Origin of the sequence: Microbulbifer sp. VAAF005, from assembly GCF_030012985.1 — a bacterium.
Lineage (GTDB): Bacteria > Pseudomonadota > Gammaproteobacteria > Pseudomonadales > Cellvibrionaceae > Microbulbifer.
In genome coordinates, this window is the sequence record NZ_CP120233.1 from 3,494,431 (window position 1) to 3,511,680 (window position 17,250).

The 17,250-nt window shown below is 47.6% G+C and carries 14 protein-coding genes; 4 read left to right on the forward strand and 10 right to left on the reverse strand.

Features of this window, described 5'->3' with window-relative positions:
• Positions 1-95: 95 nt before the first annotated feature.
• Positions 96-389 (reverse strand): putative quinol monooxygenase, encoded by a 294-nt coding sequence (locus P0078_RS15730; protein WP_282930872.1) that lies wholly within the window; start codon positions 387-389, stop codon positions 96-98.
• Between the two features lie 201 nt (positions 390-590).
• Between P0078_RS15730 and P0078_RS15735 the strand changes: the two genes are divergently transcribed.
• On the forward strand, positions 591-1,553 hold the full coding sequence (locus P0078_RS15735) for a LysR family transcriptional regulator (protein ID WP_282930873.1): 963 nt from the start codon (positions 591-593) through the stop codon (positions 1,551-1,553).
• A gap of 108 nt (positions 1,554-1,661) precedes the next feature.
• Here the strand turns inward: P0078_RS15735 and P0078_RS15740 are convergent, their stop codons facing one another.
• The 3 genes from P0078_RS15740 to P0078_RS15750 form a co-directional block, all read right to left on the reverse strand.
• Positions 1,662-3,170, reverse strand: a complete 1,509-nt coding sequence (locus P0078_RS15740) for a S8 family serine peptidase (protein ID WP_282930874.1) — start codon at positions 3,168-3,170, stop codon at positions 1,662-1,664.
• Positions 3,171-3,669: 499 nt separating this feature from the next.
• The gene (locus P0078_RS15745; protein ID WP_282930875.1) at positions 3,670-6,489 is read right to left on the reverse strand and encodes a M16 family metallopeptidase; all 2,820 of its coding nucleotides are present in this window, start codon (positions 6,487-6,489) and stop codon (positions 3,670-3,672) included.
• A gap of 239 nt (positions 6,490-6,728) precedes the next feature.
• The gene (locus tag P0078_RS15750) at positions 6,729-7,127 is read right to left on the reverse strand and encodes a globin (protein ID WP_282930876.1); all 399 of its coding nucleotides are present in this window, start codon (positions 7,125-7,127) and stop codon (positions 6,729-6,731) included.
• 584 nt (positions 7,128-7,711) lie between these two features.
• Here P0078_RS15750 and P0078_RS15755 point away from each other — a divergent pair.
• The 3 genes from P0078_RS15755 to P0078_RS15765 all read left to right on the forward strand — a co-directional run bounded on the left by P0078_RS15755 (position 7,712) and on the right by P0078_RS15765 (position 11,127).
• On the forward strand, positions 7,712-8,875 hold the full coding sequence (locus P0078_RS15755; RefSeq protein WP_282930877.1) for a phosphoglycerate kinase: 1,164 nt from the start codon (positions 7,712-7,714) through the stop codon (positions 8,873-8,875).
• A gap of 89 nt (positions 8,876-8,964) precedes the next feature.
• Positions 8,965-10,029: a class II fructose-bisphosphate aldolase gene (fba, locus tag P0078_RS15760; protein WP_282930878.1), complete on the forward strand. Its 1,065-nt coding sequence runs from the start codon at positions 8,965-8,967 to the stop codon at positions 10,027-10,029.
• 114 nt (positions 10,030-10,143) lie between these two features.
• Positions 10,144-11,127: an alpha/beta hydrolase gene (locus P0078_RS15765; protein ID WP_282930879.1), complete on the forward strand. Its 984-nt coding sequence runs from the start codon at positions 10,144-10,146 to the stop codon at positions 11,125-11,127.
• A gap of 202 nt (positions 11,128-11,329) precedes the next feature.
• On the opposite strand, the gene P0078_RS15770 is transcribed toward P0078_RS15765, so the two are convergent.
• The 6 genes from P0078_RS15770 to rarD form a co-directional block, all read right to left on the reverse strand.
• Positions 11,330-11,770, reverse strand: coding sequence for a DUF6326 family protein (locus P0078_RS15770; RefSeq protein ID WP_282930880.1), 441 nt, complete (start codon positions 11,768-11,770; stop codon positions 11,330-11,332).
• Positions 11,767-12,498 carry a DUF4386 domain-containing protein gene (locus P0078_RS15775; RefSeq protein ID WP_282930881.1) on the reverse strand — a complete coding sequence of 244 codons (732 nt, stop codon included), beginning with the start codon at positions 12,496-12,498 and terminating at the stop codon, positions 11,767-11,769. The genes P0078_RS15770 and P0078_RS15775 overlap by 4 nt, the downstream gene beginning before the upstream one ends.
• Positions 12,499-13,123: 625 nt before the next feature.
• Complete coding sequence (locus P0078_RS15780; protein WP_282930882.1) at positions 13,124-14,110, reverse strand: MBL fold metallo-hydrolase; 987 nt, start codon at positions 14,108-14,110, stop codon at positions 13,124-13,126.
• 218 nt (positions 14,111-14,328) lie between these two features.
• On the reverse strand, positions 14,329-15,111 hold the full coding sequence (locus tag P0078_RS15785) for a LytR/AlgR family response regulator transcription factor (RefSeq protein ID WP_282930883.1): 783 nt from the start codon (positions 15,109-15,111) through the stop codon (positions 14,329-14,331).
• Positions 15,108-16,184 carry a sensor histidine kinase gene (locus P0078_RS15790; RefSeq protein WP_282930884.1) on the reverse strand — a complete coding sequence of 359 codons (1,077 nt, stop codon included), beginning with the start codon at positions 16,182-16,184 and terminating at the stop codon, positions 15,108-15,110. Before P0078_RS15790 ends, P0078_RS15785 begins: the two co-directional genes overlap by 4 nt.
• 51 nt (positions 16,185-16,235) lie before the next feature.
• Positions 16,236-17,144, reverse strand: a complete 909-nt coding sequence (rarD, locus tag P0078_RS15795; protein WP_282930885.1) for an EamA family transporter RarD — start codon at positions 17,142-17,144, stop codon at positions 16,236-16,238.
• Between the last annotated feature and the right edge of the window lie 106 nt (positions 17,145-17,250).

The window sequence follows — 17,250 nt, forward strand, 5'->3', positions numbered from 1 at the left end:
TTTTACGCTTAATTTACCGGGAAAGCCTTTTGAAGAAGTGTATTTATTAGCTCGGTGTTATCCAGGCGGGAACCTGGATAACACACCGAGTTTGATTAGTTATCAATCTCGGTCATTTCATTCAATACAAACTCTTCAACGGCGCCCTCGGTTGCCTTCATATAGTCTTCCAGGTGCTTATTGTTCATGTGGGTTTGCCACAGATCGCGAGTTTCCCAATTTTCATAAAACAGGAAGTGTGCAGGATTGTCATTGTCTTGATGAAGGTTGTAATTAATGCAACCAGCTTCTGCTCGTGTTGTATTAATGAGTTTTAACAATTCAGATTTCACCAGGTCAATTTTGTCGGCCTTGGCTTTAATGTTGGCAACGATAGTGAGCCTGCTCATGTGAACACCTCTTTGTTTCAATATGTGTTGGATTAAGGTTTGTACTCTTTTCCTTGATCCTTTCAGAGGAGACCTAGTGAACAGCTTAGCTGCCTCCTGGGTAAGGACTGGGATGTCGAGCTGATGAAGTCATTCTAGATCTAGATTGCATTGCTAGAAACACTATAATCTTTGAATCTTTATCAAAAATATATTGAAAATATGCAGCTTGAAGACTTGAGGGTCATTCTTAAAGTGGCCGAGTTTCGTAGTATCACTGCGGCCGCCGCCAGTCTCGACTTACGCACTGCAACTGCCAGCGCAGCGATCAAGCGTGTGGAGAGCGCGCTAGGAGCGGACTTGTTTATTCGCACTACGCGGCAATTGCGGCTATCCAGTGCTGGGGAAAGGTTTATTCCCAAATGTGAGGAGGCCCTCCTGACTTTGGACCTCGCCCGGCAAAATCTCAAGGAAGACAGCGGTCAGATAGATGGCGAGCTTCGCATAGGTGCATCCTCGGACCTAGGAAGGAACCTCGTAACTCCTTGGTTAGATCAATTGTTGCAGGAACACCCGGGGCTGAGTCTAAGAGTGAATATCAGTGATAGCCAAGTGGACTTTTACCGGGATCCTGTGGATATCGCGTTGCGCTACGGCCCCCCAGCGGATGCCAACCTGTATGGTTTTAAGATTTGTGACGTGCCCCGTTTATTGTGTGCAACCCCGGCCTACTTACAGGAAAAGGGTTCCCCGAAAACACCGGAGGATCTCTCCGCACATAATGGCCTTTTTTATCAGCTTCACGAGATTGTGCACAATAATTGGGAATTTTTTCGGGGCGAAGAGATATACAAGATACGTATGTCTGGGAACAGGTCGTCAAATGACGGTGACCTGGTGCGACGTTGGTGTACCTCTGGCTATGGACTTGCCATTAAGTCATGTCTGGATATGTCTGCGGATTTACTTTCCGGTCAGGTAGTGGCCACTATGCGAGACTATAAACCCAAGGCAACGGAGCTATGGTTGGTATCTCCGGGAAGGCAGTCAATTACACCGACGGTAAGGTTGGTGCGGGATACTGTAAGAGATCGGTGCTTGGAGGTTTTAAAGCGGCTGCTGGCAAAGGACATACTTTCTGAGGCTGATTTCAGTAATGGAACGGACGCAATGTTGAGGTCTTAATTTTCTTTGTAGCCATATGGTTATCCTTGAAAACTATTTATTAGTTCCTGAAAAAAAGGGGAGCTTTGCTCCCCTTTTTTATTCAAGCTCTAGTTAATCCAATTGGGATTAGGAGCCTGAGCAGCCGTAGGTATCCAAGTAGTCATAGGCTGCTTTTGCCTGTACAAGGCCGTAGCCATAGGCATTGTCCCTTCCTGCGTCACCGAGATCTTCAGCGGTAGCCGTTAGTGCGTTGCGAATCTCTGTATTGCTGCAGTTGGGGAAGTGGCTCCATACCAACGCGGCAACACCGGCAACGTGTGGGGTAGCCATGGAAGTACCGTTGTAATATTCGTAGCTAGTAGCCTCATTTTCCAAATCCACACTTGCATTTAATTGCGTGAGTAGAGTTGCACCGTCAGTATCTGAAATGCCAACTGAGGGAATTGTGGTTACGGTGTCACTCAGGGTGGCACTGGAAAGTAATCCCTCTTCATTATTGTAAATAATGGCACCGATACCGCCGCCAGACTCACAATTCAAGACTTTCTCGGCGAAGCTGATATTGCCGCGAGCAATCAGGCAAATCTTACCTGCCGCACTGGTGCAAGCGGATTCTGCCGTACCACAATCTTCCATCGAGCCGGTGATTGCACCAGCTGGAGTGCCGGATATCGGGGCTGACTCGATATCAACACTGTCGACAGTCAAGTAGGAAATTCTGCCTGTATCAGTGGGAACAGAAGATAGAACCTGCACGCCGGGGGCGGAGAGTTCTACCTGGTTAGTTTGCTGGGATGAAGACCAGATGGCCTTATCGCTGTCGACAGCACCTACGGATACTACTGAGGAGTAGGAGGCTGGGTAGGAGTGGGCCGTATTCCCATCGTTTCCTGCTGCTGCGATGGACAGGATGCCTTCGCGATTCAGGCTATTAAAGGTGCGCCTCTCGAGGACGTTGGGGCTGTCACCTCCCAAACTCATGTTGATGACGTTGGCACCGTTGTCGGCGCAAACTTCTGCTGCTGCCATAAGGGAGGAGGAGTAGGCCCAGCCATCACCGTCGAAGACTTTTACAATATGCAGGTTGATGTTACTACTAGGCATCACACCTACGACACCAGCATCATTGTTCATTGCAGCAATAGTGCCGGCTACATGGGTGCCGTGACCGCTCTGGTCTTCATACCAATTGCCTGCACCACTGGGATCACTGGTTCCGGTAACGGCATTGCCAGACAAATCTTCATGGACGAGATCGTAGCCAGAATCAATAATACAAACGGTGCGGTTGCCGGCTTGAGAGTCACCCAGCTGGTCTGCTTGCACCATGGTAATTCCGTAGGGCGTTTCCTGAGACATTGGATAACGTTTTACGTCTTCTTCGATAAATGCAACGTTCGGATTGGAGCGCATTTCTTTGAGGGTTTCTGCAGACATATGAGCTGCCATCGCATTCTGACGACGTATTTCAACAGCTTGGCGTCCGCCTCTCTTTTTCATGAAAGACTTAACTGATTCACCTTTTCCTTGCTTGAAAGTCACGATGTAACGCTTGTCTTCTGCAGCTGCAGCGGCGTTTCCGGCTACAGCAAAGGCTAAGACGCCGGCGGCAAATACAGATAGTTTTTTCTTCATTGGATACTCCTGGCAATTTCTATATTTATTGTTGCTTTTGTCGCTGCTCTTATTTCAACATTTTTGATTATTGGTTTTTGTTCGAGATCGACCTGGGGGAATTTAACAGGATTTTAATGGCGTATGAATAATCAAATTGCAGGTATTTTTTTAAAATTTTATTGAGGGATTTTTATTTTGTTGATTTTTGCGATTGCATGATAATTTTTAACGACTTTTGTTGAAATTTCCACATTTTATTTTCTCTTTGCGGTATTTGTTAGGTTGAGTGTTTTTTTGTGGGTATTTTGTGTAAATCTTTTTATGAGTGGTATCTGCAATTGATTTATTTGGTAGTTAGTCTTGTGACTTGTATCAGTTTGTTTCGTAGTGTTGGATAGAAAAATATATCTGGTTGAAAAATCAGATTGAGAAATTTGTGGTGGGCCAGTTATTGGTTGGAAAGTTGGTAGTGGTCGACCAAATAGAGATTGTCTGGTCGACCAGAATTAGTTGTTATTTAGTTTTGTGGGATGCTTGTTAGATTATCTCCTGATTCAAGTTCAGAAATAGATCCTAAATTAAGACTAATCAGTTTTTCCTTAATTTTGCTTTTATCGCCTACAATAACCCAAGTAAATTGATTGGTTTTTAGAGTTTTCCTAGACAGAGTATGAATTAAAGCAAGATCAATATCGCGAATTTGCTGTGTATAAGTCTCCATATAGGTAAGTGGCCGGTCATAGGCTACTATATCTGCAATAGCACTTGAGACTGATCCAATAGTCTCGAAGCGGCCAGGCAGCTCATTAATTCGTTTATCTTTTATCTTTTGTAGTTCCTCTTCCTTTGCTGGGGAATTTCCTATATAGGCCTGTAGTTCATTATATAGCTCTTGTAAAGATTCACTGGTTTTGTCTGTTTGAACCGGTGCGTATACCAATAGAGGCTGCTGCCCTTTGGCTCCTGTTAGGAAAGAGTATGCTCCGTAGGCCCAATGCTTATCTTCTCTCAGGTTCATATTAATTCGTGCGGTGAAAGTGCCTCCAAAGATATCATTCATCATATGAAGGGCTTCACGCTGTGGAATCATTTCAGATGGTGCCAGTAGACCACCAATGATGATGCTTTGTTCGGCTCCTGGTTTATCAATTAAGTAAATATTAGTTTTTTCAGGATGTGAGACCTGTTCAAGTTGCTTGGAGGGCAAGGGCTTTTCAGGTGCTACCCAGTCTGCAAAGTGTTGCTCAAGTTTTTGTTTCAGCTCATCGAGACTAATGTCACCAACGGCAATTAGCGTGGCATTATCTGGACGCATCCAGGTCTGATGAAAACTAACAATATCTTCGCGAGTCAAAGATTGAATGGAATTTTCAGTTCCTGAGCCTGTTAGTGGTACGCCATACGCATGGTCTTTACCGTAAAGTAGCGGTGGTAATTTTCGTAGGGCTATTTGTGCTGGTTGAGTTTTTTCCTGTTGAATACCTGCAATCCATCGGCTCCGCTTACGTTCAATTTCCTCTGTGACGAAAGCTGGCTGCATCACGATATCGGCAAATAAAGATATGGAGTCATCAATATTGCCTTTCAGTGCATTGAGACTAACTGTTGAAGTATCAATAGTTGAATTTGCGCTGATGCGCGCACCTAGTAATTCTTCTTTGGCACTTATCTCAAGAGCACTTAAGCTTGAAGTACCTTCCTTGAGCATGGACATGGCGTAACTGGATGTACCCAGGATATTCCCCTGGTCAGCGGCATACCCGGCATCAAACTGCAATTGGACATCGACGACTGGTACAGCATGGCGTTGAGCCAGTATGACCTTTAAACCATTGGATAGCTCTGTAGTTTGTAATTCGGGGAATGGGACACTGGGAAACTCTCCTGTATCCGGCAATTTGGATCTATCTGCATCAGCTTTAGAAGTGGAGTATTTAGGGAAAGGGTGTACCTCCAGATTGTAATCGCCGCTGGAAAGCCACTTCTGAGCGGCAGCTTTAACATGCTCAGGGCTTATACCCTGCATTTCAGTAAGTGCATCCAGATAGGAGCTGGGGTTGCCCCTATAGAGTTCACCACGAGCAAGAATTACTCCTTTTCCACTCCATCCGCCCACCTGCTCTAAGTTACGGGCATGAGATGCATAGACTTTCATATTGACTCTTGCCAACTCCTCTCTTGTTGGCCCCTCCTCAAGAAAACGCTTTAACTCCTCATCGATAGCGTTTTCTACGGTAGTCAGCTCTATGCCTGGCTTTATATCGGCAACAATAGGAAATATAGAGGAGAGTTCAAATTCATGTAGTCCAATATCTACTTTAGTGGCAATTTGGTCTTGGTAAACTAGGCGCTGGTAGAGACGGGAATTTTTGCCCTCACCCAAAACAGCTGCCGCCAGAGCAATAGCTCCAGCATCCTCATGAGTTAGGTTTGGAGTATTCCAGACTTTATACAGGCGTGATTGTGCGACGCGGTCGAACATTTGCTCGCGGCTGGATTGTTCTCGTTTAGCTATCCATGCTTTCTTTTTAATTAAGGGTGGGCCAGGATGAATGTCCGCAAAATATTGAGTGGCCTTTGCCCTTGCTGTCTCTACATTTATATCTCCGGCAAGTACTAATACTGTGTTGGCGGCACCATAATATTGTTTAAACCACTCGTGGACATCCTCAAGTGAGGCTGCATTCAGATCTTCCATTGAGCCGATCGTAGTCCAGGAGTAGGGGTGGCCGGCCGGGTAAATGGCCTTTTGCATACGCTCCCATACTTTGCCATAGGGTTGGTTTTGACCCTGGCGTTTCTCATTTTGGACTACACCACGCTGTTCATCGAGTTTCTCTTGGGTAATGGCACCGAGTAGATGTCCCATGCGATCGGATTCCATCCATAGGGCCATATCCAATGCATTCGTGGGCACGGTTTCAAAATAGTTTGTTCTATCTAACCAAGTGGTGCCGTTCATACCGGTAGCACCAGCTAATTCAAATGGTTTGAAAAATTCGTCATTGTAGTTTTCTGAACCATTGAACATCAGATGTTCAAATAAGTGTGCAAATCCAGTCCTGCCGGGTTTTTCGTCTTTTGAACCGACGTGATACCAGACTCCGATAGAGACAATAGGCGCTTTGCGGTCTTCATGCACGATTACGCGCAACCCATTAGGTAGTGTGAATTTTTCGTATTTTATTTCCAGTGACGGAAGCTTGTTTTCCGAGGTTGAAACTGAAGTAGGATTTGTCGTTATTTCGGAGTTCTTATGACTCTTGGGGGCTTCGCTACATGCACTTATCGCAACAGCTAGCGCCAAAGGAAGGCTGTACTTTCGTACCGTTTTCATTATTATTTCCTTGTTATTGATTCCTATAAATTTAGTTTTACTTTTTATAGTTATTTTCGGATTTTTAGAATAGCTATAGGCATTTTTTATAGTGAATTGAATCTTGATAGGATAGAACCCCGTACCGGCACTAGTCACAAAGTATGCTTTTGTGCATTGAAACTATCGGAAATCCGATCGTGAAAGGCCGGTTTGGGGTTTAGAGATTAAAAGCTATCTTTTTCTTTGAATCGCAAGAGTCAGTAGGCTTTACGGATGATTTCAATACCTGGCAGGATTGCCCGATGCCAGGAGGCTTCAATTTCTGGTGAGTACTCCTCGTCGTGTTGTCTAATTGTGGCGAGCAGTGCGTCGAGCCAGAGGCGATACCATTCCGGGCGAATATTATAGCCATTACGATCGTGACTTTTCCCTAGGGCGCGCAGTTTGGTGTCCGGCATGCCGCGCGAATAAAGTACCAGTTGCATAATGCCATTACGTAAAAGGTGACGCTGGGCTTTCATATCTGTATTGGCAAAGAGCTGACGGATGTCTGTAGAACTTCCCATAAAGCGATCATAAAAATCTACAAAAAACTTTTCTTTATTGCAGCAGCGTCCATAGCTTTGAAAAACGATATCACTATCCGTTGGTTGCATCGTTTTGTTTACCTCTTAAGTTGGCCATCCCAAGTTCTACTTTTAAATGGCCTCTGTAATTAATGTGCGTTTTGGAAGGGGGCGGCGATTCTAGCGATCGAACTCGAAAGCGGGAAGTACAATTTGGCTATGCCTGCTAGGTATCTGGCGCAATTAAGCAGTAATTCTCAGAGCGGGAATGAAAAATTTACTGTGGAACCCTGATTTCCAGTGAGCTTTATTTCAATTACCTGGTATCAATTGAGACTTGTATTGCAATTACATGGCCTCTTATTTAGCTGCTTAAATGGCTTGGGTAGCCCTTTGGAAGTGGTGGGATTGATTTTGAAAGCATGATCATTAGTTGGCGTTAGGTGTCAGTCCTGCATGAAGTAACTACTTGCTAACCCTCTGAGCGAACAGTTATCAACTAAGGTCGCTTTTGGCTTGATGACCCCTAAGACAGTAACAACTGCGCTAATAATTCGCAGATTGACTGTTATAACAACGTATTCCCCTGTTTTTAATATCGGCATCAACAGGCTCCTGTTGATATAATCGCCGCCCACATTTTTCAGTTAATCGAAGTAGAAGAGGATTGGCGAATGGCGGTCAAACTGATGGCAGATCTCGATCTTGCTGGTAAGCGCTTACTTATCCGTGAGGACTTGAATGTACCGGTTAAGGACGGTTGTGTAACTTCCGATGCACGTATTCGTGCGGCACTACCGACGATAAAAGCCGCCATTGAAGCCGGGGCTAAAGTGCTGTTGATGTCTCATCTGGGGCGCCCCACAGAGGGTGAGTACGCAGAAGAATTCTCCCTGGCCCCAGTAGCTGCACACCTGGGTGAGCTGTTGGGCCGTGATGTGGCGCTGGTCAAAGAGTGGCGCGATGGCGTTGAGTTGGCCGATGGGGAAGTTGCCCTGCTGGAAAATGTACGGTTTAACAGCGGTGAAAAGAAGGACGATGAGTCCCTGGCAAAGGCCTATGCCCAGTTGTGCGATATCTTCGTGATGGATGCCTTTGGTACTGCCCACCGGGCCCAGGCTTCCACCCATGGTGTGGCTAAATTTGCACCGGTTGCTTGTGCCGGTCCTCTGTTGGCTGCTGAGCTGGACGCATTGGAGAAAGCCCTGGCTGAACCGGCGCGCCCGCTGGTTGCTATTGTTGGTGGTTCCAAGGTTTCTACAAAATTGACGGTACTCGAAAGCCTGGCTGACAAAGTCGATCAGCTGATTGTTGGTGGTGGTATTGCCAATACCTTCCTGGCAGCCAGCGGCAAGCCAGTGGGCAAGTCCCTTTGCGAGCACGATCTGGTAGATACCGCCAAGGCCCTGATGCAGAAGTGTGATATCCCTGTGCCTACCGATGTAGTCACAGGCAAAGAGTTCAGTGAATCCGCCGCAGCGGAAACCAAAAGTGCCGATGCTGTGGTTGAAGACGATATGATCTTTGATATCGGCCCGAAATCCTCCGAGCAACTGGAAGATATTCTCAGCAGTGCGAAAACCATTATCTGGAATGGTCCTGTAGGTGTGTTTGAATTTGACCAGTTTGGTGGCGGTACCGAGCACCTCTCTAAAGCCATTGCCGAGAGCGCAGCGTTTTCTATAGCTGGTGGCGGCGACACCCTGGCAGCTGTGGATAAGTATGGCATTGCCGACAAGGTTTCCTATATCTCCACGGGTGGCGGTGCCTTCCTTGAATATGTTGAAGGTAAGAAGCTCCCGGCGGTCGCTATACTGGAAAGCCGCGCACAAGACTAAATAACGAAAAATAAGGCCTGTCGCAATTTGCAGGCAGGTCATAAAAGCAAAAATACAAATACTACGAGTAGACGAGAAAGGAATTAATTATGGCTCTTATCAGCCTGCGCCAAATGTTGGACCATGCCGCAGAGCATGGCTACGGTGTACCCGCATTTAATGTAAACAATCTAGAGCAGATGCGTGCGATTATGGAAGCGGCCAAAGAGACCGATTCTCCAGTAATCGTTCAAGCTTCTGCGGGCGCCCGCAAGTACGCCGGTGCTCCCTTCCTGCGCCACCTTATCCTGGCCGCTATTGAGGAATTCCCTGAGATCCCGGTAGTTATGCACCAGGATCACGGCACCAGCCCTGCCGTTTGCCAGCGCTCTATCCAACTGGGCTTTAGCTCAGTGATGATGGACGGCTCCCTTGAGGAAGACGGCAAGACCCCGGCTTCTTACGAATACAACGTAGATGTCACCAAGCGCGCGGTGGATATGGCCCACGCCTGTGGTGTTTCTGTTGAAGGTGAGCTGGGCTGTCTAGGTTCCCTGGAAACCGGTATGGCGGGAGAGGAGGACGGTGTTGGCGCTGAGGGCAAGCTGTCCCACGACCAGCTGCTGACCGATCCGGAAGAGGCCGCTGACTTCGTACAGAAGACCAAGGTGGATGCCCTGGCAATTGCCTGTGGTACCAGTCACGGTGCTTACAAGTTTACTCGTCCGCCCACCGGGGACATCCTGGCCATCGACCGTATCAAAGAGATTCACGCTCGTATTCCAGGTACCCACCTGGTAATGCACGGTTCCTCTTCTGTACCCCAGGAGTGGCTGGCTGTAATCAATGAGTTTGGTGGTGAGATCCCGGAAACCTACGGCGTTCCTGTTGAGCAGATATGTGAAGGTATCAAGTACGGTGTGCGCAAGGTCAATATCGATACCGACCTGCGCTTGGCCTCGACTGGTGCCACACGTCGCTTCCTGGCTCAGAACCCATCTGAGTTTGACCCGCGTAAGTTCTACAAAGCCGCTATGCAAGCGATGAAGGAAATCTGTATCGCTCGTTATGAGGCATTTGGCACTGCTGGTAATGCCAGCAAGATTCGCCCTGTTAGCCTCGATGTTATGAGCGAACGCTACGCTGCCGGTGAGCTGGAGCCGCAAATCAAGTAACAGTCTTCCACTGTTGCGAAGAGGTGGGCTCTATGCCCACCTTTTTCTTTTCAGGTTGTCTTTCCCGCTACGATATCACTACCCCTATCGCCAAAATGCAGTACCATTGCACTAATGGATACTTTGCAAGACCTCAGCACCTACGATAATAGTCCGGTAATAAAGCGCCCGGACTACTCTGCATTGCGTCAGAAGTTGCCTGAACTGGATTTTGGCGCTGACGAAACCCCTCTGTGCAAAGAGCTGCGGGATTATCGTAATTTTTACGATTTGCATTTTCCACGAGCCCATAAGACCGGGGTAGGCACATTTAAAGTTGCCGGATTTGAATTGGTTTCACAGTATTGGATGGTCGAGAATCCCAAGGGCACTTTGTTTATTTGCCATGGCTATTTTGATCATACGGGTATTTATGGTCCGGCAATCCGCTTTGGCCTGGAGCGGGATCTCAATGTAGTGATTTTTGATTTCCCCGGACATGGTTTATCCAGTGGTGAGCGTGTAGCTATCCATACTTTCCTGCAATACCGCCAGGCGTTTGATGGACTGTTGGAAATTGCGCGAAATAAGTTGCCCGGGCCCTGGCATGCAATGGGCCAGAGCACCGGTGGCGCTGCACTACTGGCCCATCTGCAATACAGCCGCTGGCAGCCTCTGGATAAGGTCTTTTTGTTGGCTCCCTTGGTAAGGCCGTCAAACTGGGCCTGGCTAAATCGCTGGAAATATTATGTGGGCCGCCTGTTTATCCGCGAACCCGGCCGGGCCTTTACGATTAATACCCACGATGTGGAGTTTTCTCGACGTCAGGCACTCAGGGACCCCCTTCAATCTCAATCAATCTCTATGAGCTGGCTCAGGGCGATGGTGGATTGGTTGCAGACATTTCCCCGCACGGCACGCAACCCACGCCCGATCCTTTTGGTACAGGGAACGGATGATAAAACCGTTGATTGGCGTTATGGCCTTCATGCTGTTCGGAATCGTTTTCCCAATTGCCATCGGGTATTGATACGCGGCGCTCGGCACCAGATGATTAACGAAACCCAACCTTATCGCCATCAAATATTAGCGGCGATGGATGAGTGGTTAACCAAATAGGCTGTGAGCGATAACTTGTAGCACTCAACTCGCAGAGTTTTGACTTGCACTTTTCACTCGGAAAGCCTTAGGGAATCTACTTAGTGAGAAGAAATGAACACTCTGTAAATTTCCTCTTTAAGGTCGAAGACGCCATCCATGCCTTATACGGCGGTGCCCAAGCACAATATGTTCTTTCCTTCCTCTTTGGTCAAAAGCTCTATTAATGCTCTTCATGAGGCCAGCGCCAAGCCAACCAAATAATAGCTAATTTGAGCATAATTTCGATAAACCCTAGATAAAAGTAGAAATACCAGGAGGATATTAAAAATGTTGCAAATAAGAAAATAATGAAAGCTGAGGATGTGACAATATTGATCCAGCGAGAGATAGATGGTTTAAGTAATAAAGTTAGGGCAACCATAATACAGGGGAGTGACACAATGATTGATACAGCAAGTAGTGACTCTTGTGTGACCGCTCCAAATGGCCCGAATCCCTCAATTATTCTATCTATTTTCCCAGTCCTAAATAGCCCAAAGAAATCCCCATAGATGTAAAGTAGCACTACTGAAGCCCATAGCCCGGCTATTTTAATCCTAACATCTATATGGTTGTCCGTGAGCTTGGCTGATGTGCTCTTTAAATTGTCTTTATCGTTCATGACATTCCCTCGATCTTGATGGTAGATAACTTTTGATTTGATACAGTAATAGTTGGTGGAGTTCTAATGCCCATAATTAGCAACCATAGACAGGTTCCGATCTCCCCTAGAGAGGCGGGTACTCTAATAAAAGCCGGGATTTGATATTCAGGGAAAAGTAAATTTGCGCAGAACCTTACTAAATAGCTAAGGCCTCCTGCCATTAACATTATGCCCAGTATTTTGGGTAGTAAGTTTGATTTGTAGACCAGGTATCCGAAAGGAAATAGCCATAAACCCCAGAGAATATGGATGATTTGGATTCCGTTGCTATACGATTTTAATAACAATAATACCTGAGTAAAAATTTGTTCTTTTTCAAAAGTTAGGAGATATTCTGCTCCGCTAAGAAGTGTGAGAGCGTCAACTTTGTTAACTATATTGAGTAGAGTAAATGGAATACTGGTGAGGGCCAAAACAACCATTAATGACGCACATCCCCTATTTACAGGTGCAAATGTGCGATATAACGCTAGTGGCAGTATTGAAAATAGTATATAAAGAAGTATCCCGCCTAAAATTCCTAATCTATATAGAAATTCATATTCCAGGATGTTTTGTGCTGTTAATGGTGCGCTTTCCCATATTATGGGAATTTGCGAAGGCACGTATACTAAAGAAAATATTCCCAACAAGATGGTAAGTAAATAAATAAGCCCAGAAAGTCTGGCATATTCTTTTTGAGTCATTTTATGTCCTTGTAAAATCAAATTGACAGATAGAGAGCCAAAAGTTGGTTAGGTCCTAGTCGCGGTAGCTATATAAAGGGTGCTACGGTGAACTTCCAACCACGGTAATCAGCTAGAATTTCATAAGAAGAATATGGTCAGCAAAGACGTACTTATGGTGTTGTTCCGTTGTGAATAGAGCTAAAGCTTCTGTATCTCTCGCGGTACTACGACTATTGGGTGTGGGGTACTAGCTATTGACGCCATGGTGGTCTCTTTAGAGTCACTGTATGCAAAGAAACCTATTGGAATATTGAGTTGTGCGCTACCCAGCTAGGCATGGGCTGCGGAAAGCGTGGTTTGAAGTGCGGAATAGTGAGATAAGTGATTTGGGATGGTATGGCCATCCAGAAGATTTGTGAGCCGCCAACTGTATGCGGCTCACACTGTTTAGCCTGCTGTTAATCGGGTTGTTGACTGGCTTTCTTGGATTCGGAGGGACTCGGTGTGGAGGCTGGCTTCTTGCGGGGTTTATCACTTTTCTCCGAAGTCTGTTTTGCACTTGTGGGAACTCTGTTAGTAGGGTATTCAACCTTACAGGTACCCTGTCCATTGTCCGATAGCACAATTTCATCCAGGTCATCCATTACCCGAATTGGGCCCGAATAGAATTTACGCATTCCCTTAATAAAGCCGATCTTGTCAGCTTCAGTAACGGGGGTGGTATTAGGTGTGTTAAGGCAACCGATTTTACTCCCGCTTTGGTTGCCATCTTGGCAATGTCCAGAGTATTGGAATGGTAGTGGATAATTTGATTTGCCTTCTCATATCGCAAACGAGCGCGACGGTTATCCCCGGTTTGCTTCAGCTTGCTGATGTATTGGGCATAGCTGAGAGCCTCAGAAATCAGTAGATCGGCATCCCGTTCAATTGGCTCTAGCGCATCGAAAACATGGGTATCACCAGTAATGATGACTTTACAGGGGCCAAAACGTATCTCGTAACCAAATGCGGGAAAAACCGGTTCGTGATGTACGGCAAACACAGAGACATAAGTATCCCTGTGGTGCCACACATCTTGTACGACCTCGCTTTGATCCCCGGCAATATTCACTAGGTGGGGAGTGGCGACCGCTAGGACTGGATCGAGAATTCCCTGCCTATTTGCCGATCGAAAAAGGATGTCCGGCCCAAAACTCTTGTTAATTCCATCCAAAATGCGATGGATGCCGTAGGGTCCGTAGACATTAATAGGCGAGTCGGCACCAACAAACCAGGACTCGTTGATCACCATGGCCAAACCACCAAAGTGATCCGAGTGCCAGTGGGTAATAAAAATGGGGTCCAGCTGGGCGAGATTAAGGCCGAGCTGGCCAATTCTTGCTGTAGCTCCTTCGCCGGCATCGACGAGGAATAGTTTCCCACTGCTGCGAATAGCAACGCAGGCGGGATGGCGCAAGTATTGATAGGCCGGATCTGGCGTGCCAGTTCCACAAAAGTAGATGTGCATTTTGCCATCATCTTCCACATAAGGTGGGTAACGCTTCAGAGATTCAGGCTGCTCGGCCAGGCTTGAAATGGCAAAAAATATACCGAGGAAAAGAGAAGCAAAACTATTAACTACCAGTCGCATGATTTTATAGATTCCAGCCAATATGGAAAATATGTATCAAGGATATGCAGTGATCTTTTGGAGTGCCAAAAATAAGATAAAAATCTAGAGGCAAAGATTAGGGCACCTAGCTGCAGTGCTCTGATGTTGTTACTACTAAGTTTGATTAATAAGAATAACCGCCAGTAAGCATTGTTAATGCAAGTGATTAAGAGAAAATTACTTAGGTGGCGCTTAAGTTACATTTGGCGAAACAAGTGTAGATAGCGTCGACTGACAGGTAATACTTCCTCCCGGTTCAGCAGTGTGATTTGGGCAACATCTCCATCTCTCACCACATGGCGGACGGCCTTTAAATTGACGACAACAGAGCGATGAACCTGGGTAAAGAGTTCGGGGTCAAGTTGGTGGGTTAGATCCTTTAATGGTGTGCGAATACAGGCCTCCAGATTGTTATTGCCGGATTCGCTCCAGGCTACCAGGGTATACTTCTCATCTGAACGCAAATAGTGCACATCTTCTACCGGTATCATCCGCAATTGCTGGCCTATGGAAGCGCGAATCCAGCGCAGGTATGGTTTGTCTCCCTTGGATTGAAGCTGTCTCGCTAATTGCTCGAGTAACTCCTGTTGATGATTGACGGGTTTGCAACTGCTGAGCCGTTCCCTAAGCCGCTCGGCGGTATCGGCGAGCCGCTCAATCTCTACCGGTTTTACCAGGTAGTCCAGTGCACCCTGCCTAAAAGCTTCCACGGCATAGTTGTCGTATGCGGTAACGAAAACTAAATGGGCCCGACGCCCAATACTCTGGGCTGCCTCAATACCGGACTTACCCGGCATATGGATATCCAGAAAACAGATATCGGGCTGCTTTTCTTCAAATAGTTCTACGGCTTCACGACCATTACGGGCCTCCGCAACAACCTTCAGCTCCGGCCAGACACTTTTGAGTTTGCGGACCAAAGACTGGCGCAGCAGTGGTTCGTCGTCAGCTACTAAGGCGGTGGTGGGCGTGGCACTCATATTTGCTCCTCGGCGGGGAATAGCAATTCGGCACAAAGACCTGTGGGCTGTTGGTCGATCAAACGCAAGCCTGCACTATCGCCATAGGTCAGTTGTAGCCGCTCTCTCAAAGTTGCCAACCCTGTCCCGAGACTGTTGGAATTGTCCTGGATGCCGATACCGCTATCGGTGATGGTGGCAATACAGAGGCCCTGTTCCAGCTTTATTTCAATATCAATACGTCCCCCTTCCTCACTGGGGTCTATGCCATGGCGGACGGCATTTTCAACCAGTGACATCAGAGACATGGGCAGGCAAGACTGACTTCGCACCTCGTCACCAGCGTTGATAGAAAATTCCAGGCGATCCGGCATACGCATTTGCATCAGGCCCAGGTAAGCCTGCACCAGAGTTAGCTCTTGCTCGACGGTACTTTGCTCCGACTCAAGTTTCGGTACTGCGGCGCGCAGGTAGGCAATCAGGTTGTTCAGTAGTGCGGGTGCCTGAGGGGATGAAGACTCTACCAGCTCTTGTACATTGGCGAGTGTATTAAATAAGAAGTGTGGGGCCACCTGGGATTGCAATAAACGCAGCCGCGCATTGAGCGCCTGGTGCTCCAGGGCACCCCGCTGCCGTTCAAAAAATTGCGCCTGCTCTCGTACAGCAATATCCCGCTGGCGCAACAACGCAGACATAGCGAGCCAGGGCCCGAATAACATGCCGGTCACCGCTATCAGGAGAAAACTCCAGTGTCGGCTGTGGTCCTGCCAAAGTGGAAGTGCCCCCGGTTCTGTCAAGGCAGGAGACAGGATTAGCAATGTCAGTGGAATAGAGATTGCCACACCCACCACCTGTATTACCCAGCGGGGTAATCGTTGAGGCAAGTTGCGCGGCCACTGCTCGAACAGGCAAAAAGTAATCAGTGCTGATATGGCAGCTGTGCTGGTTTGCAGTAGGAGCTCTGTATAAGTACCTTTCCAGCCGAAGCTGAGTAGCAGGGTCCAAAGCAGAGTAGCCAGCAAAACAGTCAGCGACCGCTGCCTGCTGGGTAGCAGTCGCACTTGAGGTGGGTTGGCTGTCGGCGAGTAATTCATGATGGCCGCCTTCGGTAAATTTTAGCGGCCATTCTTACACAGGTTTTACCGTTAAAGCGCTGCTTTACCTTGTAGATGCAGCTTTCTCCGCTGTGCTAGTGCATCGACAGAATAGAGGGCTAGACCCAGCCAGACAAACATAAAGGTGGTGAGCTTTTCTTCGCTGAAAGACTCGCCCAATACCTGGGTGGCGACCACCAGCATCAGTGTGGGGCCGATGTATTGCAGGAAGCCCAGTGTGGATAAGTTGAGCCTGCGCGCGGCGATCGTAAACAGCAGCAGGGGAACCAGGGTAATGGGGCCGGCAAAGAGCAGTAAGCTGTTTAACTCCAGGCTGTTGTTCAGCAAGTTGCTGGTGGGGCTGTCGCTCCAAAACAGGTAGATCATTGCCACTGGCAATATAAAGAGAGTTTCCACCGCGAGGCCGGTAAGGCTTTCCACAGGGGCCTGCTTGCGGGCCAAACCGTATAGCGCAAAGGAGCAGGCCAGGAACAGGGCAATGATCGGTATGCGACCAAACTGCCAAAGCTCATAGGCAATGCCGGTAGCGGCCAGCGCCACAGCGATCCATTGCAGTCGCCGCAGTTTCTCACCCAGGAACAGGACCCCCAGCAAAATATTGATCAGTGGATTGATGTAGTAACCCAGGCTGCCCTCGAGCAAATGGCCATTATTGATCGCCCAGATAAACACCAGCCAGTTACCGCCGATCAATACCGTGGTCAGGGCCAGCATCCGCATCTTCTTGCCGTCGCGCAGGGTTGCCAGAAAATCCGGCATCTTGCGTACAATCAGCAGAATACCAATAGCGAGTACCAGCGACCAGATACTGCGGTGGGCAAGGATTTCCGCAGCGGGAATATCCTGTAATTTATTGAAGTACAGTGGCGCCAGCCCCCAAATGAGGAAGGCGGAAATCCCGGCGAGAAGGCCGGTTGAGGCGGAATCATTACTACGCAAGGGAGCACCTGCTGTGGATAACTCTGGCTTTGGTTCAGGGGTGGCACGTGGATGTGGTCACCTGGGCCTGAAGCAAAAGAATAGGTCTGGCCATTGTAGAAGCGGT